The sequence below is a fragment of the Actinomadura luzonensis genome, assembly GCF_022664455.2.
GTDB lineage: Bacteria > Actinomycetota > Actinomycetes > Streptosporangiales > Streptosporangiaceae > Nonomuraea > Nonomuraea luzonensis.
Map to the genome: position 1 here is coordinate 164766 of NZ_JAKRKC020000002.1, position 23202 is coordinate 187967.

General features: G+C 73.2%; 20 protein-coding genes. 12 read left to right on the plus strand and 8 right to left on the minus strand.

Annotated elements, in window-relative coordinates; all coding sequences use genetic code 11:
- Positions 1-204: 204 nt before the first annotated feature.
- A complete protein-coding gene (locus tag MF672_RS30915; RefSeq protein ID WP_242371012.1) occupies positions 205-5706 on the plus strand; it encodes a fibronectin type III domain-containing protein in 5502 nt (1833 codons plus the stop codon).
- Between the two features lie 165 nt (positions 5707-5871).
- Here the strand turns inward: MF672_RS30915 and MF672_RS30920 are convergent, their stop codons facing one another.
- Both MF672_RS30920 and MF672_RS30925 read right to left on the minus strand, forming a co-directional pair.
- Positions 5872-6525, minus strand: a complete 654-nt coding sequence (locus tag MF672_RS30920; RefSeq protein WP_242371013.1) for a response regulator — start codon at positions 6523-6525, stop codon at positions 5872-5874.
- Entirely contained in the window at positions 6522-7688 is a 1167-nt protein-coding gene (locus MF672_RS30925) for a sensor histidine kinase (RefSeq protein WP_242371014.1), read from the minus strand. The genes MF672_RS30920 and MF672_RS30925 overlap by 4 nt, the downstream gene beginning before the upstream one ends.
- 346 nt (positions 7689-8034) lie before the next feature.
- Here MF672_RS30925 and MF672_RS30930 point away from each other — a divergent pair, with 346 nt between their 5' ends.
- Together MF672_RS30930 and MF672_RS30935 are read left to right on the plus strand one after the other, a co-directional pair.
- The gene (locus MF672_RS30930; RefSeq protein WP_242371015.1) at positions 8035-8718 is read left to right on the plus strand and encodes an ABC transporter ATP-binding protein; all 684 of its coding nucleotides are present in this window, start codon (positions 8035-8037) and stop codon (positions 8716-8718) included.
- Complete coding sequence (locus MF672_RS30935; protein WP_242371017.1) at positions 8715-11129, plus strand: ABC transporter permease; 2415 nt, start codon at positions 8715-8717, stop codon at positions 11127-11129. Before MF672_RS30930 ends, MF672_RS30935 begins: the two co-directional genes overlap by 4 nt.
- A gap of 113 nt (positions 11130-11242) precedes the next feature.
- Here MF672_RS30935 and MF672_RS30940 read toward each other — a convergent pair whose 3' ends face one another.
- Entirely contained in the window at positions 11243-11809 is a 567-nt protein-coding gene (locus tag MF672_RS30940) for a CGNR zinc finger domain-containing protein (RefSeq protein WP_242371019.1), read from the minus strand.
- A gap of 64 nt (positions 11810-11873) precedes the next feature.
- On the opposite strand from MF672_RS30940, the gene MF672_RS30945 reads away from it, so the two are divergent.
- The 5 genes from MF672_RS30945 to MF672_RS30965 are packed head-to-tail and all read left to right on the plus strand — an operon-like array spanning position 11874 to position 15145.
- Positions 11874-13097, plus strand: coding sequence for an MFS transporter (locus tag MF672_RS30945; RefSeq protein WP_242371021.1), 1224 nt, complete (start codon positions 11874-11876; stop codon positions 13095-13097).
- 8 nt (positions 13098-13105) lie between these two features.
- A complete protein-coding gene (locus MF672_RS30950; protein ID WP_242371023.1) occupies positions 13106-13273 on the plus strand; it encodes a hypothetical protein in 168 nt (55 codons plus the stop codon).
- A 50-nt stretch (positions 13274-13323) separates the two neighbouring features.
- Positions 13324-13626: a RidA family protein gene (locus MF672_RS30955; protein WP_242371026.1), complete on the plus strand. Its 303-nt coding sequence runs from the start codon at positions 13324-13326 to the stop codon at positions 13624-13626.
- Complete coding sequence (locus MF672_RS30960) at positions 13623-14165, plus strand: 3-hydroxyanthranilate 3,4-dioxygenase (protein WP_242371028.1); 543 nt, start codon at positions 13623-13625, stop codon at positions 14163-14165. The genes MF672_RS30955 and MF672_RS30960 overlap by 4 nt, the downstream gene beginning before the upstream one ends.
- Positions 14162-15145: an amidohydrolase family protein gene (locus MF672_RS30965; protein ID WP_242371031.1), complete on the plus strand. Its 984-nt coding sequence runs from the start codon at positions 14162-14164 to the stop codon at positions 15143-15145. Before MF672_RS30960 ends, MF672_RS30965 begins: the two co-directional genes overlap by 4 nt.
- Before the next feature lie 44 nt (positions 15146-15189).
- Here the strand turns inward: MF672_RS30965 and MF672_RS30970 are convergent, their stop codons facing one another.
- Positions 15190-16128, minus strand: coding sequence for an SDR family NAD(P)-dependent oxidoreductase (locus MF672_RS30970; RefSeq protein WP_242371033.1), 939 nt, complete (start codon positions 16126-16128; stop codon positions 15190-15192).
- A 102-nt stretch (positions 16129-16230) separates the two neighbouring features.
- On the opposite strand from MF672_RS30970, the gene MF672_RS30975 reads away from it, so the two are divergent.
- Positions 16231-17076: a helix-turn-helix transcriptional regulator gene (locus MF672_RS30975; protein WP_242371035.1), complete on the plus strand. Its 846-nt coding sequence runs from the start codon at positions 16231-16233 to the stop codon at positions 17074-17076.
- Positions 17077-17100: 24 nt separating this feature from the next.
- Here MF672_RS30975 and MF672_RS30980 read toward each other — a convergent pair whose 3' ends face one another.
- Positions 17101-17709 (minus strand): TetR/AcrR family transcriptional regulator, encoded by a 609-nt coding sequence (locus tag MF672_RS30980; RefSeq protein WP_242371037.1) that lies wholly within the window; start codon positions 17707-17709, stop codon positions 17101-17103.
- A gap of 53 nt (positions 17710-17762) precedes the next feature.
- Here MF672_RS30980 and MF672_RS30985 point away from each other — a divergent pair, with 53 nt between their 5' ends.
- Complete coding sequence (locus tag MF672_RS30985; protein WP_242371039.1) at positions 17763-18407, plus strand: O-methyltransferase; 645 nt, start codon at positions 17763-17765, stop codon at positions 18405-18407.
- Positions 18408-18592: 185 nt separating this feature from the next.
- Here the strand turns inward: MF672_RS30985 and MF672_RS30990 are convergent, their stop codons facing one another.
- On the minus strand, positions 18593-19264 hold the full coding sequence (locus MF672_RS30990) for a response regulator (protein WP_242371041.1): 672 nt from the start codon (positions 19262-19264) through the stop codon (positions 18593-18595).
- Positions 19261-20436 carry a sensor histidine kinase gene (locus MF672_RS30995; protein WP_242371043.1) on the minus strand — a complete coding sequence of 392 codons (1176 nt, stop codon included), beginning with the start codon at positions 20434-20436 and terminating at the stop codon, positions 19261-19263. Before MF672_RS30995 ends, MF672_RS30990 begins: the two co-directional genes overlap by 4 nt.
- A 160-nt stretch (positions 20437-20596) precedes the next feature.
- Between MF672_RS30995 and MF672_RS31000 the strand changes: the two genes are divergently transcribed.
- Positions 20597-22153, plus strand: coding sequence for an alpha/beta hydrolase (locus MF672_RS31000; RefSeq protein WP_242371046.1), 1557 nt, complete (start codon positions 20597-20599; stop codon positions 22151-22153).
- A 96-nt stretch (positions 22154-22249) separates the two neighbouring features.
- Here the strand turns inward: MF672_RS31000 and MF672_RS31005 are convergent, their stop codons facing one another.
- Entirely contained in the window at positions 22250-22540 is a 291-nt protein-coding gene (locus MF672_RS31005) for a hypothetical protein (protein ID WP_242371048.1), read from the minus strand.
- A 256-nt stretch (positions 22541-22796) separates the two neighbouring features.
- On the opposite strand from MF672_RS31005, the gene MF672_RS31010 reads away from it, so the two are divergent.
- Positions 22797-23192 (plus strand): VOC family protein, encoded by a 396-nt coding sequence (locus MF672_RS31010; RefSeq protein WP_242371050.1) that lies wholly within the window; start codon positions 22797-22799, stop codon positions 23190-23192.
- The last annotated feature ends 10 nt before the right edge of the window (positions 23193-23202 follow it).

Sequence of the window (23202 nt, forward strand, 5' to 3'; positions counted from 1 at the left end):
GGCCCGGGCCGGCCGGGCGCGAGAGGCCGACGGCCCTGGCGGTCGCTGGGACGGCTACCGCCGCGGTTGTAGACGCACGCCCTTCATACCGCCGCTGGTGGACGACCTTTTTCTGCTTTTCGCCGTATTTCACGACTTCAGGGCGGTTGGTAGCGTCAGGCGCGCAACGCGGAATGATCCCGAGCCCAGGAGGCCGGCGTGGTCATGCGATGGTTGACAGCGCTCGCTCTGATCTTCTCCGGGGTCCTGGTGGTGACGGGGGCGACCGCGGCCTCGGCCGCGTCGGCCCAGCCTGGGCCGGGCCAGTTCTACGGCGCCCGGGTGCGGGTGCTGACCAACGCCTCGATCGCCGCCGGCGCCACCACGACCCTCAGCGTGGCGGGCGTCGGCGCGGTGCCCGCCAGCGGCGTCGCGAGTGTGGCGCTGAATCTCGCGGCCAAGGGCGCGAGCGCGGCGGGCGGCCTCATCGTCTTCCCCTCCGACCTGACCGCCGCGCCGGCCGTGACCGGCGCCCGCTACCGGTCCGGGGTATGGGACGACCAGCTCGTCACGGTCAAGCTCGGCGCGGACGGCGCGCTGAAGGTCAAGAACACCGGCACGGCCGCCGTCAACGTCTACGCCGACGTGCACGGCTACTTCACCGCGACGGCCGCCACGACGCCCGGCGCCCGCTACGTGCCGCTCAACACGGCGCGGATCATCGGCAACCAGAGCGTCGCCGCCAACTCGACCGCCACGTTCGCGGTGGCGGGGCTGGGCGGCGTGCCGGCGTCCGGGGTGGCGTACGTGGCGCTGACCTTCGCGGTCAAGAGCACCGGATCGGGCAAGATGATCGCCTATCCGTCGGGCGGCACCCTGCCCGTCGGGTCGAACATCGACTACCGGCCCTCCTACTTCCAGTCCAACCTGGTCATCGCCGCGCTCGGCACGGACGGCAAGATCGCCGTCAACAACAACGGGGCCGCCGCGCTCACGGTGTACGCGGACGTGGCGGGCTACTTCGCGACGCCCGCCGCCGCCGTCGCCGCCTCGGCCCTCGTGCCCGTCGCCCCGTCGCGGACCCTCGCCTCGGTGACGGTGGCGGCGGGCGCCTCGTACACGGTGGCCCCGCTCGGCAAGGGCGGCGTGCCGGCGGCGGGGGTGAGCGCGGTCGGGGTGAACATCACCGCCAAGGGCACGGTGAACGGCCTGCTGCGCGTGTACCCGGCGGGCCAGACCGGCATCCCGGGCGGCGGCTCGATCGCCTACCAGCCCAACGACTTCTGGTCGAGCCTGGTGCCGGTCAAGGTGGGCACCGGCGGCACGTTCGTCATCCTCAACACCGGCACCGCGAGCGTCAGCGTCACCGTCGACACCTTCGACTACTACCGGTCACCGGCGGTGCCGGCCGCGCCCACCGGCATCGGCGCGACGGCGGGCGACGCGGCCGCCACCGTCACCTGGCAGCGTCCCGCCGACGGCGGCGCGCCGATCACCGGCTACACCGTGACCTCCAGCCCCGGCGACCGGACCGCGACCGTGTCCGGCGACCAGCTCCAGGCCACCGTCACCGGCCTGGCCAACGGCACCGCGTACACCTTCACCGTGACGGCCGCCAACGCGGTGGGCACCTCGGCCCGCTCGGCCTCCTCCGCGCCGGTGACCCCGGCCGGAGCACCCGGCCGGCCGTCGCCGCCGCTCGGCGTGTCCGCGACGCCGGGCGACCGCTCAGCGAGGATCACCTGGCGCGCGCCCGCCACCGACGGCGGCTCGACGATCACCAGGTACGCGGTGACGGCCTCCCCGGGCGGCGCCGTCGTGACCACGGCAGGCACCGAGGCCACCGTCACCGGCCTGGCCAACGGCACCGCCTACACCTTCACCGTGACCGCCGCCAACGCCGTCGGCGTCTCCGACGCCTCCGCGCCGAGCGACCCGGTGACGCCCGGCCCGCCGAACCGGCCGGGCCGGCCGTTCATCACCGGCGTGTACGGCCGGGACAGCGCGGTGCGCGTCACCTGGGCGCCGCCCGAGACCGGCGCCGCGGACGTGACCGGGTACACGGTGACGGCCTCCCCGGGCGGCGCCGTCGTGTCCACGGCGGACACCGAGGCCACCGTCACCGGCCTGGTCAACGGCACGGCCTACACCTTCACCGTGACCGCCACCGGCGCGGCGGGCGCGGGGGAGCCGTCGCCGCCGTCCGACGCGGTGCGCCCGCAGCCCGCCGAGGTGCCGATGTCCCCGCCCGCGCTGCTGGTGACCCCGCTCGACCAGCGCGTGGACGTGCAGTGGGCGCCCGCGGTGGACGGCGGATCGGCGATCACGGGGTACACGGTCAGCGTGCAGCCCGGCGGCCTGAGCATGGACATCGCGCCCGACACGACGGTCGCCACGGTCACGGGGCTGGCCAACGGCACCGCGTACACGGTGACGGTGGTCGCGAGGAACGCGGTGGGCGCGAGCGCGCCGAGCACCGCGGCGGCGGTCACCCCGTCGGCCAGCCGGCCGCCCGGCGCGCCGACGCACCTGCGCGCCGCGCTGCCGGCCTCCGGCAGTGTCCAGGTCGACTGGGACGCGCCCGCCGACACCGGCACCGCCCCGGTGACCGGCTACACGCTGACGGCCAGCCCGGGCGGCAGGACCGCGACGGTCACCGCCACCACCGCCACCCTGGCCGGGCTGGACCCGGCCACGGCCTACACCTTCACCGTGCGCGCCACCAGCGCGGCCGGCACGGGCGCGGCCAGTGCGCCGACCGAGGCGATCACGCCGAAGCTCACCGTCAAGACCGAGCCGCGGGTGTTGTCGCCGCAGGCCGCGCTCACCCTGCGCGCCGTGCGGGACGGCGCGCTGGAGTTCGAGGACCCGCCCGCGGAGGTCACCGGGCTCACCGCGGGCACGCTGCTCGTCATCGGCCAGAGCGACCGCACCCCGCAGGGGTTCTTCGGCAAGGTGTCCGGCCTGGCGCGGCAGAACGGGCGGGTCGTCGTCTCCACCACGCCCGCCTCGCTGAGCGACGCCTTCACCGACGCCGGCTTCGCCACCGACGGGCGGGTGGACAGCGGCGACCAGGTACGGTTCGTGCCGTCGGCGCCGGGAGCGCGGCTGGTGCGCCCCGTCCAGAGCGCCCGCGACCGGGCGGCAGGGCCGCGCGTCGGCATCCGCGACGGCAACCTCGTCGTCGAGTTCGAGGAGGTGTTCGAGCACAAGGGCCGCTCCGTCACCAAGGTCGAGGGCTGGGCGGTGGTCGACCAGGACACCAGGATGGGCGCCAGCACCGACGCCTCGGGCCGGGGCGTGGACGTCAGCAACACCACGAAGATCAGCTCCGAGGTGCGGGTGAAGCAGGGCTTCGGGTTCGCCTTCAGCAAGCGGATGCACCTGGGGCACGTCAACGGGCCCTGCCGGACGTTCTGGCTGGGCAGGGTGCCGGTCGTGGTGTGCGTGCGCCTGTCGGTCGCGCTGTCGCTCGAGGCGTCCACCTCGGTCGGGCTGAGCTTCGCCGTGCACTGGGACAAGCAGCTCGGCACGCGCTGCCACACCAGCAAGACCGGCACGTCCTGCACCCCCGACGACGGCGGCCCCGGCTTCTACGCCGACGGCGGGGTGGGCGTCTACGGCGACGGCGCGGTCACCACCGCCATCTCCACCGACATCCAGCTCCTGCTGTACGGTCTGGTCGGCCCCGCCCTGGTGGTGGACGTGCCGGGCGTGCAGCTCAAGGCCGACACCACCCAGAACCCGTGGTGGGAGCTGCGGGCGCTGGCCCGGCTCGGGGCGGCCATCGACCTGGGGGCGATCGGCAAGGACTACTCGGTCTGGCGCAAGGACGACATCATCAGCACGTTCTGGACGATCGCCCACGCCGGCGGCGCGTTCCAGGGCATCAAGGTCACGCCCCAGGTCGGCGGGATCGGCCCGGGCCAGAACTACCAGTTCAAGGTCACCGTGACCGGCTACCCCGACGACGTCGCCACGCAGTGGAAGCTGCTCGAAGGCCCCGGCACGCTCACCGCGGACGGCCTGTTCAACTTTCCGCAGGAAGGCCTCGCCGTGGTCGAGGTGACCAGCCCCGCCACCGGCGGCCATCCCCAGTTGCAGGCGCGCGGCGCGGTCCAGGTCGGCGCGAACTTCGGCGCTCCCGGGCCGCCCACGCTCAACACCTGGACCGCGCCGACGCTGCGCGGGGCCACCGTGAGCTGGTCGCCGCCCACGGACGTGGGCGTCGGGACCATCTCCGGCTACGTCGTCACCGCGACGGCCGAGGACGGCAGCCAGACCGCGCGTGCCTACGCCTACGGCGGCGACGCGACGCACCAGCTCGTCCAAGGGCTCACGCCCGGGGTGAGGTACAGCGTCACCGTGATCGCGCAGAACGCGGCGGGCACCGGCGAGCCGGCCGCGCCGCTGAAGCTGACGCCGACGGACGTGATCTTCTTCGGTCCGCCCTCCACCCTCGGCGCGGACCTGGCGCGCAGCACCGAGACGCAGGGCCGGCCCGACTCCACCGGGCAGGCGGGCGGCGCCACCGGCGCCGCGGCCTCCGGTGACGGCCGCTACGTCTTCTTCCTGACCCAGGAACGCAGCAACCTCATGCCGGACGACCTGCGGGTCCCCTCCAGCACGAAGCCGCGCATCCTGCGCAAGGACACCCAGGGCGGCGGCACGCAGGTCGTGTCGCTGGGCCCCGACGGCGTCACCCCGGTCTACGGCTTCGTCGGCGGCCCGCTGGCCAGCCGCGACGGCAACGTGGTCGCCTTCGTCTCGCTGGAGTGGACCGGCGTGCTGACGCCGAGGGCGGTCATGCACGACATCGCCGCCGGGACGTCCTGGACGCTGGAGGAGTACGGCTACGTCCAGGCGATCAGCGACGACGGGCACGCCGTCGTCTACTCGAAGAAGCTGGACGTGCACTCGGCCACCTCCCGGTGGAACCTCTACCGGCAGGTGAAGGGCGGCACGCCGCAGAAGCTGACCGCCTGCGACTCCCAGACCGACGGCGACTGCCCCACCTCCGCGGGCGAGGCCGCGCTGTCCGGCGACGGCAACCGGGTCACCTGGTCCACCTACGACGTCAGCATTGGGAAGGACCGCACCTGGCTCTACGACGCCGCCACGGGCGGCACGACGGAGATCTTCCCCGGGACCGACGTCGGCGACCCGATCATCTCCGGCGACGGTCAGGTGGTGGCCCTGCGCTACACCGCCCACCCGGCCCAGACCTCATGCCTGATGGTCGCCAGGATCAGCGGCGCCACGCCGGGCGCGGGCAACTGCCTGGTGCAGGAGGACGCCAACGGCTACGGCCGGGCGATGTTCCTGGGCAAGAACGGCACCGCGCTGGCGTACGAGTACACCGACGACGACTCGGTGCGCAGCCTGCGCAGCTACACGGCGGGCGTCACCCACCTGGCGGGCGGCGCGCCGGGCCAGTCGTGGCCGGTGACGGCGTTCATCACCGACGACGACCAGCGCCTGATCTACACCCTGCAGTACGAGGGCGGCACGTCCACGGCCGACACGGTCGTCGCGCACGAGGTGCCGGGCGTGTGGTGGGACTTCACCACGGGCGCGATGGCCGGCGGCGCCCCCGCGCCCGCGGCGGGCCGGGCACCGGCCCGCGACCTGCGGGTGCGCCTGCCCGACGAGCCGGTCACGCTGGCCGGGGAAGCCGCCCAGCCACCACGGCAGCCGGCCCGGGCGGCCAGGAGCAGCCCCAGGTAGCGGCGCGGCAGCTCCGGCGACCAGGACGCCACGACCGGCATGCCGGACACCGCGCCCGCGGCCACCGCCGTCGTTCCGGCGCTGGTCACGGTGGGCTTCCGGCTGGTGTGCCGGCCGGCTGGCCGGAGACCGGGCTGCGCCGGCCGCGGCCCGCCTCACATGGAACTACCGTGGGCGGTTGATGCCGGTCTCGTAGGCGAAGATCACGGCCTGGACGCGGTCACGCAGGCCGAGCTTCATCAGGATGCGCTTGACATGGCTCCTGATCGTCGACTCCTCGACGACCAGCGAGGCGGCGATCTCCCGGTTGGACAGGCCCTTGGCGATGAGTTCGAGCGTCTCGCGCTCCCGCGCGGTCAGCGTGGCGAGCCGGGACTGTTCGGCGAGGTCGGGCACCGGCTGCTGAGCCAGACGGTCGATCACCCGCCGCGTGACCGAGGGGGACAGGAGCGAATCTCCCGCGGCGACGGTGTGCACCGCGGCGATCAGCTCCTCCGGGCGGGCGCGCTTGAGCAGGAAACCCGATGCGCCGGCGCGCAGCGCGCCGAAGATGTAGTCGTCCTGCTCGAACGTGGTGAGCATGAGGATCTTCACCTCCGGCGCCGTCCGCGCGAGCTGCCGGGTGGCGGCGATGCCGTCCAGATCGGGCATCCGGACATCCATGAGCACGACGTCGGGCGCGAGCCGGCCGGCCCGCTCGACGGCCTCCCGGCCCGTGGCGGCCTGGCCGGCGATCTCGATGCCGGGATCGGCGGTGAGCAGCTCGATCAGCCCGGCCCGCATCAGGTGGTCGTCGTCGGCGATGAGCACGCGCGTCATGGCGCAGAACCTCCGTAGGGCAGCCGGGCATGCAGGCGGTAGGCGCCCTGCGGTCTCGTGACGTCGAGGCTGCCGCCGGCCAGTGAGGCTCGCTCGCGCATGCCGACCAGTCCGTGCCCATGGACCCGGCGGGGCGTGCCGCGGACGGGGTTGGTGACGGTGAGCGCGAAGCCCGCGCCGGTGAAGTCGAGCTCGACGCGGGCATCGCCGGTGCCGTGGCGGGCGGCGTTGGCCAGGGCCTGCTGGAGGATGCGGTAGGCGGCCTGGTCGGCGGTCGCGCCGAGTGGCCGGGCCGCGCCGGCGACGTCGAGTTCCACCTGGAGTCCCGCGGCGCGGTGGTGGGCGATCAGCGTGTCGAGCGAGGCCAGCCCCAGGGGAGCGGGCGGCTCAGCGTCGTCCTCACGTAGGGAGCCGACGAGGTGGTCGATCTCCGCCGCCGTCTGCCGGGCCAGCTCCTCGATCGCCTGGAGGGTGCGCGCGTCGCCGTCCTGACGCAGCCGGGCCGCGCCCGCTCGCACGGCGATCAGGCTGATCGCGTGCCCGGCCGAGTCGTGCAGGTCGCGGGCGATCCGGGCGCGCTCCTCGGCGACGGCGAGGCGCCGCTCCCGCTCGGCCTCCCGTACGGTGCGAAGGCGTTCGGCCTCCGCCGCGCGCTCGGCGTCCACGGCGCGTCGCCGCAGCTCGCTGACCTGCTGGCGGCGTAGCCGGGTGCGTTCCCCGGCGAACCAGGCCGCCGCCCAGGGCAGGGCGGTGTGCACCAGGCCGACCACCGGAAAGGCGCCGCCCGCCGAAGCAGCCAGGTACGCCAGCAGCAGCCCGGCGGCGACGGCGGCACTGCGCACCGTCCACGCGGCGCCCGCGGCGAGCAGGTAGAGGGCGGCGACGGGCGCCGGCAGCAGGCCGGTCGGATAGCCCATCCCGGCCAGCACCACGCTGCCCCCGGCCGCCACCGCGAAGACGGCCAGCGGGAAGCGCCGCCAGGCCGCCAGCGGCACGGCGGTGCCGGCGGCCAGCGCGACGCCGGTCAGGTCGAGCCCGCGGGTGCTCACGCGTACCGCCATGGGGCCGTCGTGGGCGAGCAGCACCAGCGAGACGGCGAACACGGCAGCCGCCAGGGCGAGGTCGAGAAGCGCCCGCGAGCGGGCCGTGGCCGTCGATGACATGGCACGGCCAGGGTAACGCCGGACCTGCCCGGCGGACGTCCCCCCGTGGGGGGATCCGTCTGCACGCGGCGGGGACGGGCAAGACCCGCTCGCGGGGTGTTTCGGCGGGCCGGGCGGCGCTCCTAGCGTGGCCGCCCGTAACGACACCACCGCAACGAAAAGGGGGCGAGGGTATGGCCCGCTGGGTGAAGGTGGCGGGGATCGCCGTCGCGATCGTCGTCCTGCTCGTCATCGCCATGATGCTCATCGGCGGGGGCGGTCTGGGCCATCGGATTCCCAGCCACGGGGGCGGGGCGAGCAGCGCGCCACCCGCCGGTGGCCACACTCCGCCGAAGGGAGTTCACGGATGATCGAGGTCACCGATGTGGTGAAGACCTACCCGCTGGGTGAGGGCGAGGTGGTCGCGGTCGACCGGCTCAGCCTGTCGGTCGCGGCGGGGGAGTTCGTCGCGGTGGTCGGGCGCTCAGGAAGCGGCAAGACGACCCTGCTCAACCTGCTCGCCGGGATCGACCGGCCCACGGCGGGCACGGTACGGGTGGCGGGGGCCGAGCTCGACGGGCTGTCGGAGTCCGCCCTGGCCGGATGGCGCGGCGGCAACGTGGGGCTGGTGTTCCAGTTCTTCCAGCTGCTGCCCACGCTGACGGTGGCCGAGAACGTCATGCTGCCGATGGACTTCGCCGCCAAGATCCCCGCCGTGCGGCGCCGCGACCGGGCGATGGAGCTGCTGGAGCGGGTCGGCATCGGCGACCAGGCCGGCAAGCTGCCCGCCACGCTGTCCGGCGGCCAGCAGCAGCGGACGGCGATCGCCCGGGCACTGGCCAACGACCCGCCGCTGCTGCTGGCCGACGAACCCACCGGCAACCTCGACTCGCACACCGCGCAGGCCGTCCTGGACGTGTTCGCCGACCTGAACGCCGAGGGCCGCACCATCGTGGTCGTCTCCCACGAACGCGACATCAGGACCCTCGTCAACCGGGAGATCACCCTGGTCGACGGCCGCGTGGTGGCCGACGAGGGGGTACGGGCGTGAGCGGGCCGCTGCGTGTGAAGCTTCGCCGCGACCTGCGGGCGAGCCGGTCCAGGTTCGTGCTGATGGTGATCGCGATCACGGTCAGCCTGACGGTGTTCGGGGGCATGCTGAGTGCCTGGGCCGCCATCGGCAGGGAGACCAGCGGCGCGTACATGAGCACCGAGCCGGCCTCGGCCACCATCGTGCTCGACCGGGGCGTATCGCCTGAGCGGATGGCGGCGGTGACCGCCGCGGCCCGCGACAGGCCGGGCGTGCTGGAGGCGACCGGCCGGGCGCAGTTCGAGGGCGCGGTCGAGGTCGGCGGGAAGGCTCTGGACATTCCGCTGCAGGTGTTCGTGGCGGCGGACGACGATCCGATGCGGATGGCGAAGTTCGACCTCGGGCAGCAGGGCCGCTGGCCGCCGCCGGAAGGGGGGATCCTGCTCGGCGGGGACTCCCTCGCCCTGCTCGGCGTAGCCGTCGGCGACCCGATCACCGTCCAGGGGCCGGACGGCCGGCCGATGCGGCTGCGGGTGGCGGGCACGGTGTACGACCCGAGCCTCAGTCCCTCACCCCAGGAACAGCGGGGACGCGGTTACCTCTCGACGGATACCCTTGCCGTCCCGCTGGACCAGGTCAAGGTGCAGATCGCCGACGCGGGCGGACGGGAGCCGAACCGGGACCGCGACGCGGTGGTGGCCGCCGCGACGAAGGTGGCCGACTGGCTGCAACGCGAGCAGGGGCTGACGGTGGCCGAGATCCAGGTGCCCGAGCCGTACGCGCACCCGCACCAGTGGCAGTCCGACGTGCTGCTGACGTCGCTGATGGCGGGCGGGGCGGCGGCGCTGCTGCTCAGCACGATCCTGGTGGCGACCATGCTCAACACGCTGTTCACCCAGCAGATCCCGCAGATCGGCATCATGAAGGCGATCGGCGCCCGGTCCGGCGCCATCGCCCGGTACTACCTCGCGATGACAGCGCTGGTAGCGGCCGTCGCCACGGTGATCGCCGTGGTACCGGCCGTCGTGATCGGCCGGATGTTCCTCGGGTCGCTCCTGGCCACACTGGGCATCCGACCCGCGAGCCTCGCCGCGCCCTGGTGGGCATATGCGGTGATCCTGGCCGCCGGGCTCGGCCTGCCGCCGCTGATGGCGCTGCCTCCGCTGGCCCGGGCGAGCCGGACAACCGTACGGGCGGCGATCGACCACCGTGGCGCCGCCTCCAGGCCGGGCGCTCTCCTGGCCCGGCTCAGCCGGCTGCCCCGGCTGGACCGCGGGCTGCTCATGGCGCTTCGCAACACCGCGCGGCGGCCTGCCCGGTTCTGGCTGTCAGCGGGGCTGCTGGCCACCGCGGGCGCGGTCTTCGTCGCCGGGCTGTCCCTCGAAGCCGGCGCGGATGCCATCACCCAGGAGCAGGCGGCGCGGCGCACCTGGGACGTCGACGTGAGACTGAGCGGCCCCGCCGCGCCGGACGCGGTGATCGCGGCGGTACGGCGGGTGCCGGGCGTCACCCGCGTCGAGGCGCTCAACGCCCAGCCCGTCGGGGTGGCCGGGCCGTCAGGGGCTCCCGTCACCCGGACCTACCCCGACCAGGGACACGGCCGGATCACGCTGACCGCCGGCGCCGCCACCTATCCGAAACTCCTGGAGGGGCGCCGGCTCGCCCCTGGGGAGACCGGCGCGGTCCTGATCAGCCAGACCATCAGGAAGAACACCGTACAGAGCCTCGCCGCCGGCGACAGTGTGCGGCTGTTCGTCGGCGGCCGGCCGACGACCTGGCGTGTCGCCGGGATCGTGGAGGAGCGAGGCGGCACCAGCGTGTACGTGACCCGGGAGGGACTGGCCGCCGCCACGGGACGGCCACAGGAGGTCAACCAGTTGAGGGTCTTCACCTCCGGCCACGACGAGGCGACCCGGGACGCCGTCGCCGCCGCTGCGAGCAGGGCCGTCACCGCCGCCGGGTCGGCCGTGACATCGGCGGCTTCGATCAGCCGCGGCCAGGCCGCCGAGGCGGGGCACATGGGGCCGCTGCTGCTGGTGCTCCTCGGCATCGCCGTGCCCTTGGGCGTGCTCGGCGTCATCGGCCTGGCCTCGACGATGAGCGCCAACGTACTGGACCGCACCCGGGAGTTCGGGATCATGCACGCCATCGGAGCCAGGCCCCGCGCCGTACGCCGCATCGTCGTCGCCGAGGGGGTGTTCCTGGCGCTGGCCGGATGCGTGGCCGCGGTGGGACCGGCCCTCGTGCTCACCTGGCTGCTGGGGGCAGGGCTGGGCAACCTGTTCATGAGCGCACCGCTGCCGTACCGGGTCTCCGTCCCCGCGGCCGGGATCTGGCTCCTGCTCGCTCTGCTGGGCGCGTGGCTGGCCACGGACGCGGCCGCCACCCGCGCCTCGCGCGTCACCGTCCGGGAGGCCCTCGCCTGTCTGTGAGCTCACCGGCGCACGTGCAGGGCGGCGGACGGCTCGTGACCCGGGTGGCCGAACGATGCTGACGGCGGATCTTCGGGCGCACGCTCGACCCTGCGGTCACCTTGGCCATGACGTCATCCGGTGTGACGACGGCTGCGGTAGGCGGCGGTCTTGGCACGCGCCGTGCACGCGGCGCCGCAGTAGCGGCGCGAGCCGTTGCGGGTCAGGTCGATGTAGACGGCCTCGCACTGGTGCGCCTCGCACCGCCCGAACCGGCCGGCGCCGTAGCCGTCCACGATGAGGGCCAGCGCGGTGGCGAACTCGCCGCCCAGCGCCTCGACCTCGGTGCCGCCCGAGCCGTGGAAGTGCAGGTGGAACGGCTGGCCGACGTCCTCGGCCAGGTAGGGCTGCGCCCCGTACTTACGGATCATGGCGTTGATGCGCCCGGCCTGGTCGGCGGGATGCTCGGCCAGCAGCGCCTGCCGCAGCTCGGCGGCCAGCTCGCCCAGGCGCCGGCCCGCGTCCGGGACGTCGCGCAGGGCGGCGCCGGTGCGCTCGCCGAGCTGGGCGGCGAACGTGGCCGTCAGGTCCTCGCCGGTCAGGGGCCGCACCGAGGCGCCGCCCCGCTGGTGTGCCGTGGCGAGGTTGACCAGCTCGGCGATCAGCGGGGCCTGCCGAGTTACGTTACAGGCTATTTCCACTTGACTAGTAACACTCCTTCGGCGTGTCATAGGCGTAATCCAGTTAGATAGTAACGGAGCCGTCATGTTCGCGCCCTATCGCCGCCTGCTCACCCACGCGGGCGTCCCCCGCCTGCTCGTCGCCGCCCTTCTCGTCAAGCTCGGCACACCCGTGCTCAGCCTCGCCCTCCTGCTGGCCGCCGTCGACCGGCTCGGCTCCTACGCCACCGCCGGGCTCGTGCTCACCGGCCACGCGCTGGCCCTGGCCCTCAGCGCGCCGCTCGGCGGACGCCTCGCCGACAGGTACGGCCCGCGCCCCGCCCTGACCGGCTACCTGGCCGCCCACACCTTCGCCTACGCCCTGCTGCTGCTCGCCCCGCCCGCCCTGATGATCGGCGCCGCGGTGCTCCTCGGCGCCACCACGCCGCCCGCCGGGTCCGTCGCCAGAAGCGCCTGGCCACGCCTCGTCCCGGCCGCCCTCCTGTCTGCCGCCTACGCCCTGGACAACGCCGTCAACGAGCTGATGTTCATCGCCGGGCCGCTGCTCGTGCCGGTCCTGGTCTGGGTCGTCCCCGCCCAGGGCGCGGTGGCTGTGGCGGGCGCCGCGGTCCTGGCCGGCGCCGCCCTGTTACTGGCCTGCCCGGCGGTCCGCCAGGCCGAGCAGGCCCCGCCCGGCAGGCTGAGACTGGCCGGGCCGCTCACCCACCGACCCACCCTCCTGCTGCTGACCCTAGCCGCTTTCGGCACGTTCACCTTCGGCTGCCTGCGCATCGCCACCGTCGCCTCGGCCACCGCCTCCGGCTCGGCCGCCTCCGCCGGCCTGCTGATGGGCCTGCTGTCGGCCGGCGCCCTCCTGGGCACCCTCGGCTACGGCGCGCGAGCCTGGCCCCTCAGCGATGGACGCCTGCTCGTCCTGCTCTCGCTCGCCGAAGCCGCCGTCCTGCTCGGCGCGGCCTGGGCGCCCGGCTTCGTAACGCTCGCCGTACTGATCGCTCTCGCCGGCCTGGTGACCGGCCCCCGTGACGCCGCCGTGCCCGCCCTGCTCGCCGACCACGCCCCCGCCCGCTACCGTACGGAGGTCTTCGCCTGGCTCAACACGTTCATGTGGGCCGGCTACGGCCTCGGCACCGCGGTCGCCGGCCACCTCACCGGCCCCCACGACACCGGCGCCACCGCCCTCGCCGTGGCCGCGGCGGCGGCCGGCGCGGGCGCGATCCTGGCGGCACTCGCCGGCAGACTCGCCCCGCCCTCGCCGACGCCCGTCGCTTCTCCACCAGCACAAACCCCTACCTCAACGGCGTTGGAGTAGATGGCAGAATGAAGCGCGACGATGCGGCCCAGAAAAGCGGACACGTGACATTGCTCTATCCCACAGCTTCGGATTTCTGCACGGTGTTCACCACCCACGACGACATCGGGGCTGCCGCAACACTGATCGGCGCAGTGGTCGCGTCCAAGATGCGGTGTAAAAGTGAGCGAGCGTAGGTTGCCGTGCTGAACCGTCCAAAGTTCGCACTACGCAAGGATCCACGCTCGTGGCACGCACACTACCGCCCGTCCAGGCCATCCGCGCCGAGATCGACGCTCTGTTCGCCTCCGACCGCGACCTGGTCGAGGTGATCGAGGACGTCGCCCGGCTCGGCGCCCGCCTGATCAGCGTGACCACGTACCTGGTCAACATGAACGACTTCGGCGGCTACAACGAGGTCTACGGCGAGTTCTTCGACGAGAGCGGCCCCGCCCGCACCACCGTCGCCGTCCACCAGCTCCCGCACCCGCACCTGCTCATCGAGATCTCCTGCATCGCCCACCTGCCGCAGCAAAGGAGCCGGCCATGATGCCTCCCTTCAACCTCCACAAGTGGATCGACGAGCACCAGGATCTGCTCAAGCCGCCGGTCGGCAACGCGCAGATCTGGACGGACGCCGACCTCATGGTCACCGTCGTGGGCGGGCCCAACCAGCGCACCGACTTCCACGACGACCCCATCGAGGAGTTCTTCTACCAGCTCAAGGGCGGCATGGTGCTGCGGGTGATGGAGGAGGAGGGCAAGCCGCCCGTCGACATCCAGATCAGGGAGGGCGACGTCTTCCTGCTGCCGCCGCACGTCCGGCACTCGCCGCAGCGTCCGGTGCCCGGCTCGATCGGCCTGGTCGTCGAGTTCGCCAGGCCGCAGGGCGACCTGGACGCCTTCGAGTGGTACTGCGTGAGCTGCCACCGGCTCGTCCACCGGGCCGAGGTGCAGCTCCAGTCGATCGTGGACGACCTGCCGCCCGTCTTCCGCGGCTTCTATGACAGCGACCGCGTCTGCCCGCACTGCGGCGCCGAGCACCCCGGCAAGGACTGGCCCGACGAGCTGCGGCCGGTGGTCCGGTGACGGTGATCGACGTCCACACGCACGTCTTTCCGCGGATCTCCCGCGAGGAGGCCAGGACGCTCGCCGGAGCGGGCGAGCCCTGGCTGCGCGACGGCATGATGATGAGCGGTGAGGACGACTACCGCCCCGTCACGCCGGAGCTGTGGGACGCCGGGGCCCGCGTGGCCGCCATGGACAGGACCGGCGTGGACGTGCAGGCGGTCTCCTCGACGCCGCTGCTGTTCGGCTACGCCGCCGACGCGTCGCGCGCGGCCGAGTGGTGCGCCATGGTCAACGACCGCATCCTGGCCTTCTGCGCGCAGGCCCCCGACCGGCTGCTGCCGCTGTGCCAGGTGCCGTTGCAGGACGCGGACCTGGCCGCCAGGACCGTCACCGAGGCCAGGGCCGCCGGGCACCGCGGCGTGCACATCGGCAACCACGTCGGCCCGCGCAACCTGGACGACCCGGACATCGTGGCGTTCCTCACGCACTGCGCCGAGCAGGACATGCCGGTGCTCGTGCACCCCTGGGACATGCTGGGCGCCGACCGCATGGCGGGCCACATGCTGCCGTGGTTGGTCGGCATGGCGGCCGAGACGCAGCTGGGCATCCTGTCGCTGATGCTCTCCGGCGCGTTCGAGCGGCTGCCGCGCTCGTTGCGGCTGTGCTTCTGCCACGGCGGGGGCAGCTTCGCCTTCCTGCTCGGACGGGCCGACAACGCCTGGCACAACCGCGACCTCGTCCGCGCGCACTCGCCCCGGCCGCCGTCGGCGTACACCGACCGGTTCTTCGTCGACTCGGCCGTGTTCGACCCGCGCGCCCTGCGGCTGCTGGTGGAGGTGATGGGGGCCGAGCGGGTGATGCTGGGCACCGACTTCCCGTTCCCGCTGGGCGAGCTGGAGCCGGGCGCGGTCGTCAGGGCCTGCCCCGAGCTGGACGACGCCGCCCGCGCGGCCGTCCTCGGCGGCAACGCCACGGCCTTCCTCGGGCTCGCCCGATGACGCTCGCCCGATGACGCTCGCCCGGGGCGGGACGCGGGCACCTCTCAACGTGACGTCCCTGCGCGTTCCAGCAGTTCGGCGGTCGCCTCCCACAGGCGCCGCTCCCGGTCCCGGTCGTGGGCGACCGGCCGCACCTCGGCCAGTCTGGTCTTCACCACGAACGCGCCCTCGCGCAGGTGCGCCCACGTGTCGTCCAGGGCCATCGCGGCCAGCAGCGGCCCCGAACGTTGCGGCTTCGACACTCCCGGCACCCGGCCCAAGGCGCGGCTCATCGCCTGAAGCGCCTTGGGAGCGCCGCGGCCCAGTGCGGTGCCGGGCATCCAGCCCGGTTCGAACACCGACACGTTGATCCCGGCGCCGGCGCGACGCTGCAGCTCATGGGCGTAGTACAGGATCGCCAGCTTGGCGTTGGAGTAGGCGACACCGGACGCGGCCATCCCCGGGGCCCGGTCGCCGGTGGCCGGGCGGGCGAGTTCGACGGGATCGGCCCACTTGGCCTCGGGCACGCCCAGCAGCCTGCGCCAGACATTGGCGTGATAGGTGTTCGAGCCGACCAGGACGACACGCGCGGGGGCGGTGAACGAATTAAGCAGATCGCCGATGAGCTGGGCATGGGCGAGGTAGTTGACAGCGAAGGTCATCTCGTGGCCGTCGGGCGAGGCCAGCCTGGTGTCGGCCGACATGGCGCCGGCGTTGGCGATCAGCGCGCGCAGCGGCCGTACGGCGCCGGCGGCGAGCAGGTCCCGCACGGTGGCCGCGGCGGCACGGACGTCGGCCAGCCGCGACAGGTCGCAGCCGATCTCGCGAACGCCGGCGCCGTGCGCGCGGGCCTCGTCGGCGACCGCCGTCAGGTCGGGCCCGGCGCGGCCGACCAGCAGCAGGTCGGGGCGCTGCCCGTCCGGGCGGCCGGCCATGGCCAGCACGGCGTGACGGCCCAGGTTGCGGGTCGGGCCAGTGATCAGGACAGTTCCGGGTTCGGTCATGTGCCCATCCTCCGGCGGCGGCCGGGCCGCAGGCAGTCGTCCGGTTTTCGTAGGACTGCCAGGGCCAGGACAACCCGCACGGATACCCGCAGAATGGAGAGCGTGGAAACGTGGGAGTTCGGCCGGACGTTGCGCCGCTGGCGCGACCGGGTAGCGCCCGAGGCCGTCGGCGTGCAGGCGGGCCGCCGGCGCCGGGCCACCGGGTTGCGCCGTGAGGAGCTGGCCGGGCTCGCCGGCATCTCGGCCGACTACCTGACCCGCCTCGAACAGGGGCGCGCCACCGCGCCGTCGGCGCAGGTCGTGGAGTCGCTGGCCCGGGCGCTGCGCTTGTCCGACACCGAACGCGACCTGCTCCACCGGCTGGCGGGGCACGCCGCGCCCGGCCCGGACCTCGTGCCGTCGCGAGTCGCCCCGAGTGTGCAACGCCTGCTCGACCGGCTGTCGCACACACCGGTCGTGGTGTACGACGCCAGCTGGACCCTCGTCCTGGCCAACGAGCCTTACAACGCGCTCATGGGCGAGACCACCGCCTGGCGCGGACTGGAACGCAACGCCGTGTGGCGCAACGTCGCCCGCCTGCCCTCCCGGGTCGTGCACACCCCGCAGGAGCAGGCCGAACACGAAGCCCGGCTCGTGGCCGACCTGCGCCTGACGGCCTCGCGCTACCCCGCCGATCGCACCCTGCGGCGCTTGATCGCCGACCTGACCGCCAGCAGCCCGCGCTTCGCCGAACTCTGGGACGCCGGAACGCCGCCGCCCTCGACCGACACGTCCCGGCAGAAGACCGTCGCCCACCCGGCGGTCGGCCCGATCACCCTCGACTGCGACACGCTGTTCGTCGCCCTGGACGACCTCCGCATCACCGTCTACACCGCCGAGCCAGGCACGGAGGACGCCGACCGCCTGGCCCTCGCCATCGTCCTGGGCACCCAGTCGCTCCAGCTCTGACCACCGTCGACGGAGCGGGACGACTCACCACCCGCGCTGGTTGAGCACGCGGTCCAGGAAGTCGTGCGCGAGCCGGTCGGTGTAGTCGCGCCCGACCGGCTCGTCCGTGACCAGGACCCGGTAGTAGAGCGGCCCCACGAGGCGGTCGCTCTCGGCCGCCACGTCGATCCCGGCGGGCAGTTCCCCCCGCGCCACCGCCCGCTCCAGCGGCAGCCGGTCGCGCCGCCGCTGCTCGTCGAGGTAGCGGGCGCGGAAGCCCGCCCCGAAGGCGGGGTCGTGCTGGGCCTGGGCGATGAGCGCCTTGAACACGGCCCCGGTGTCGGTGGCGCTCAGCACGTGGGCGAGCTGGGCGAGGTAGGCGGGCAGGTCGAGGGCGAGCCGGCCGTGGTCGGGCGGCGTCAGCTCCTCGGCCAGGTCTTCGACGAACGCGTCGACGAGCACCGCCGTCTTGCCGCTCCACCACCGGTAGACGGTCTGCTTGGCGACGCCGGCGCGGGCCGCGATGCCCTCCATGGTGACGCCCGCGAACCCCTTCTCGGCCAGCAGGTCGTCGGCCGCCTGAAGCACCGCCCGCCGGGCCGCCTCGCTGCGCCCGTGCCGGTTGCCGTGATGCCGCCGCTCCGTGTCCGCCATGTCGTGAAGAATAGCGTTAGCGTAGACGCCACGTTGCGTCTACTCTAGACGGCATGACACAGACCAGCACACTCGCCGACCCGCGCGTGGCGGCGGCGCTCGACCGCATGTTCGCCGAGGCCGAGCGCGACGACTCCCGGCCGTACCGGGGCGCCGGCGGCACGATGACGGCCCAGGAGCAGGCCGACGCCGCCGCCGAGATCTACATGCCGATCTCCCCTGAAGGCGGCCGGCTGCTCTACACGCTGGTGCGGGCCGCCCGCCCCGCGACGGTGGTCGAGTTCGGCACCTCGTTCGGCATCTCGACCCTCTACCTGGCCTCCGCCGTGCGCGACAACGGCACGGGCCGCGTCCTCACCACCGAGCTGAGCAAGGACAAGATCGCCGCCGCGCGCCGCACGTTCGCCGAGACCGGCCTGGACGACGTGGTCACCGTCCTGGAGGGCGACGCCCGCGAAACGCTCGCCGGGCTGTCGGAGCCGGCCGGGTTCGTGCTGCTCGACGGCTGGAAGGACCTCTACCTGCCCGTGCTCCGCCTGCTGGAGCCCCGCCTCGCCCCCGGCACGCTCGTCGCCGCCGACGACACCACCTTCGACAGCGTCCGGCCCTACCTCGACTACGTCCGCGACCCGGCGAACGGCTACGAGAGCGTCCCGTTCCCGGTGGAGGACGGCATCGAGATCAGCTGCCGCCTCTAGCCGCAGTCCGGCGGAGCCCGGCGACGAGGCCGGGCTGGGCGGTGCGCCGCCCCGACCGGCCTGGTCCGTCCTGAGGCCGTTCGGCAGCAGCTCCACCATGCGCCGGCACGGTCCGGGAGCGCAGAGATGCGCCACGGCGCGGAGCAGGGCGCGGGCCGAGACGTCGGAGCGGATCTCCCCGAAGCTCAGCGGTCGTCGTCGGCGAAGCCTGTGCGGTAGGCGAGGACCACGGCCTGGACGCGGTCGCGCAGGTCCAGTTTCGTGAGGATCCGGGAGACGTAGGTCCGGACGGTCTCGAAGCTGATGACCAGTTCCGCGGCTATCTCGGCGTTGGAGAGGCCACGGGCGATCAGCCGCAGCACCTCGCGTTCGCGGGGAGCCAGGACGGCCAGCGGATCCTCGCCGGGAGCGGGGACGGCCGGGCGGAGGCGGTCGGCGAAGCGGCCTATCAGGGTACGGGTCACGGCGGGGGACAGCAGGGACTCTCCCCGGGCGACGGTGCGGACGCCGTTCACCAGCTCCAGCAGAGGGGCGTCCTTCAGCAGGAAGCCGCTGGCTCCGGCCCGCAGGGCTTCGTAGACGTACTTGTCCACGTTGAACGTGGTCACCACCAGCACCTTCGGCGGCGCCACGACACCGGGACCGGCGACGCGCCTGGTCACCTCGATGCCGTCCATCAGCGGCAGGTGGATGTCCATGACCACCACGTCGGGCTTCAGGCCGGTGACCGCCTCGACCGCGGCCGGGCCGTCGGCGGCCACGCCGGCCACCTCCATGTCCGGCTGCGCGTCGAACGCCGTCACGTAGCCGGCGCGGACGACCTCCTGGTCCTCGCAGATCACGACACGGATGGTCATTCGGCACCGCCTACGGGGATCGACGCGGAGACCCGGAAACCGCCGTCCGGTTGCTCGCCCGCGGCCAGCTCGCCGCCCAGCGCGCCGATCCGGTCGCGCAGCCCGGTCAGGCCGCGGCCGCCGGAGAGGCCGCTTCCGGCGCCGACGCGGACCGCGGCGGCGGCGTTCGTCACCTCGACCTCCACGCGGTCGTCCCGGTAGCCGACGCGGACGGTGGTGGGGCGGCCTTCCGCGTACTTGACGGCGTTCGTCAGGCCCTCCTGCACCACCCGGTACACGGCCAGCCCCACGCCGACCGGGAGCGAGGGCTGGTCGCCGTCCTCCACCAGTTCGATCGGCTGGCCGCCGCTCCGGGTCTGTTCGACCAGGTCCCGCACGCTGCCCACGACGGGCGTGGCCGACTCCCCGGTGGCCTCCAGCACGTCCAGCAGATACCGCAGCTCGGCCAGGGCCCGGCGGCCGGCGCCGCCGATCGTGGACAGTGCCGTGACCACGCGCTCCGGCGACGTGGCCACGAACTGCGTGGCGTCGGCCTGCACGACGATGGCGGTGACGTGGTGGGTCACCACGTCGTGCAGCTCCCGCGCGATGCGCGCCCGCTCCGCGGCGGCCGCGGCCTCGGTGGCGAGCCGCCGCCGCTCGGTCTCCTGGAGCCGCTGCCCGCGCACGAAGGCGCCGACCAGCCAGCACGCGGCGAAAAGCAGATAGAACACCACGAAGTCGCTCTGCAGGACCGGTGAGCCGCGCAGGATCACGGCCGCGCACAGCACGACGTACGCGGCCGATGCCGCGACGGCGGTGACGCGCCGGAACCGCTCCTGGTGCGCGCCCACCGAGTACAGCGCGAGGTACACCGTCACGGTGCCGAACTGCATCGGGTACCCGAGCGTCTCGTGGATCACGAAAGCCGTGCCGTTGACCGCCAGACACGCGGTGGGCCATCGGGTGCGCACGGCCAGCGGCACCGTCTGGGCCAGGATCAGGACGAGCTGGAACGCGTCGGCCGGGCGTCCTGACAGGTTGCCGAACTCGACGCCCATGGCCGACAGCGCCGGCACGAACGCCAGCCCGGTGAACACGACGGCCAGCCACCGGTCCCACACCGTGGCGTCGTAGACGCGCCACACCCTCCGTAACCTCCGCACGCGGTCGCTGGCCCAGGTCCCCGACATGGCTCAGAGCCTAGCGATCTCTGATCCCCGATGTCGCCGCGCTTGTCCCTCATGTGAGCTACACGGAATGTCCGCCACGCAGTGATTCGGGACAGGGCCCTCCGCTCCTACCTTTCTCAGAGTCAGCTCGCGGCACATCGGTCATTCGGAGGACAACACCATGGGAAACACGATCCGCGTACGCGTCGTCGTCGCCGGCGCCCTGACCGCGGTCGCGGCAGCGGGGGCAGTGGTCGGCGGGCAGCCGGCCGATGCCAGGGCCGAGGCGACCACCGGTCACGTACAGACGTCGATCAAGTGGGGTGCGTGCCCGGAACCCGCGCCGGGCGCCGAACGGGACCCCAGGCAAACCTGCGGCACGGTCAGGGTGCCTCTGGACTACCGCCGCCCCGACGGGGAGGCCATCACCGTCGCGGTCTCCAGGCTCGCCACCGCCAAGCCCGGCAAGAAGCGCGGCGACCTGCTGTTCAACCCGGGCGGACCGGGACTGCAGGGCCTGGACATGCCCAGCCAGATGGCAGCCACGCTCCCCAGGAAGGTGCTGGACTCCTACGACCTGATCGGGTTCGACGCGCGCGGCATCGGCCACAGCACCCCGATGAGCTGCGGCCTGTCCGGGCCCGCCCTGCTCACGATCTTCCCCTACCCCGGCGCCGGCGGCTCGATCGAGGGCAACGTCACCACCGCGCGCACCGTCGCCCGGCAGTGCGCCACGATCGGTGCCAAGCTCCGCTTCTTCACCAGCGCGAACACAGCGCGCGACATGGACCGCATCCGCCAGGTGCTCGGGGCGCCGAAGATCTCCTACTGGGGCCAGTCCTTCGGCACCTACCTCGGCGCGGTCTACGCCTCGCTGTTCCCCCGCAACACCGACCGGATGGTGCTGGAGGGCAACGTCGACCCGGGCAAGGTGTGGGCGAAGATGCTGCACACCTGGAACCAGGGCATGAACGACCGGTTCCCGGACGCCGCCCGCGTGGCCGCGGCCGACAACGCCGGCCTCGGGCTGGGCGGCACCGTCGACGAGGTCACCGACACCTTCCTCGCGCTGGCCGACCGCCTCGACAGGAAGCCGGCCACGGTGCCGGACACACAGGTGACCATCAGCGGCGCGCTGCTGCGCGGCGTCACGTACCAGATGTTGCTGCACAACGAGACGCTCGCCCCGCTCACCCGATTCTGGAAGGCGGCGTCCGACCTGTCCGCCGGCAGGACCCCGGCGGACGCGGACGTCGCCGTGCTCCGGCAGGTCCTCGCCGACACCCCGGCCGCCAAGGGCGTGCCGGCGGACAACCAGGCCACCATGGCCCTGGCCATGATCTGCGGGGACACCACCTGGCCGCGGAAGGTGGACTCCTATGCCAAGGCCACCGCGGCCGCCCGCGCGAAGTACCCGCTGAGCGCGGGCATGCCCGACAACATCACGGCGTGCGCGTTCTGGTCGCAGCGGCCGATCGAGCCGGTGGTCAAGGTCACCTCGCACGGTCCGCGTAACATCCTGATCCTGCAGAACCGCCGCGACAACGCCACACCGTGGGCCGCGGGCCGGGGCATGCGCGAGGCCCTGGGCGAGCGCGCCGGCTTCCTCGGCGTCGACAACGGCGGCCACTACGTCTACAACACCGGCTCGGCCTGCGCCGACAAGGCCACCGTCGCGTTCCTGAGCAAGGGGACCCTGCCGGCCGAGGACGTCTCCTGCGCCGGCCCCCGGCCCTGACCGTCATGCCGCGACGGCGAGTCGGCATCGCCGCTCAAGCACTCGTGCGCGGAGGACGGGCGGCGGCGGCCCGGCGGCGGGTGCGTGCCGTGGACGTCAGCAGCCCCACCCATCGTGATAGACGCCGTAGACATTCAGGTAGTAGCCGAGCTCCACCTGCTTCTGCGCCGGGACACAGAAATGCTGGTTGTCGGAGGACCTCCTGTAGGTCACCCAGATCCTTTCGCTGACGTCGGCACAGTTGCGGTAGTACTCCGTTGAGCCCTTGGTGTAGTGGCCGCACGTGTCGTCCGTGAGTGCAGTGGGCCGCAGGCCGGTTGACTGCGCGACGGCCGGCGAGGTGAGGGCGGTGAAACTGAGGCCGAGGGCGAGGGCGGCCGTCTTCATCCGAGCATGCATGTTGATTCCTGTTCTGCGGAAGACCTGAGGTCCGGATGACCGTCGGTCGTCTTGAGAATCAGCAAAGCCACGTGGTGATGCTGTCCAACAGGGCCCCGGACGGACTCGGCCAGACGCGTCCATCCGGCGGCCAAGCTCGGACAGAAGGAACGTGGGAGTGATGTCCGGCGAAGGATGCGCCGCCTGAGGAATCGGCCGCGAGCTCGGTGGCGACAGGCTCGCAGCCGCCGAATAATCTTGTGGGATGCGTGTTTCTGGTGTGGCACCGCTCATCGCGGTCCGCGATGTGGCGCGTAGCGTGGCCTTCTACGAGCGGCTCGGCTTCGTACCCGAGGTGCGGTGGCCGACGTACGCGCGGTTGGCCGCCGGCGAGAACATGGTTCTGCACATCGCCGAACAGGGCGGCGCACCGCCGGACCGGCCTTCGGTCGCGCTTACCGCTCCCTCTTCCGATGGCAGCGCGGTAAGCGCGATCGTGGTTGTACAGGTGCCCGACTGCCGGCGCGCTTGCGCCGAACTCACCACGTCAGGGGTGGAACTGCTTACGGAGCCGGCAACGCCCGCATGGGGCGGCGAAATACGCGCGTTCGTCCGCGACCCCGACGGCCACCTGATCGAGCTCAACGAACGACTGGACTGAACAGGGTCAT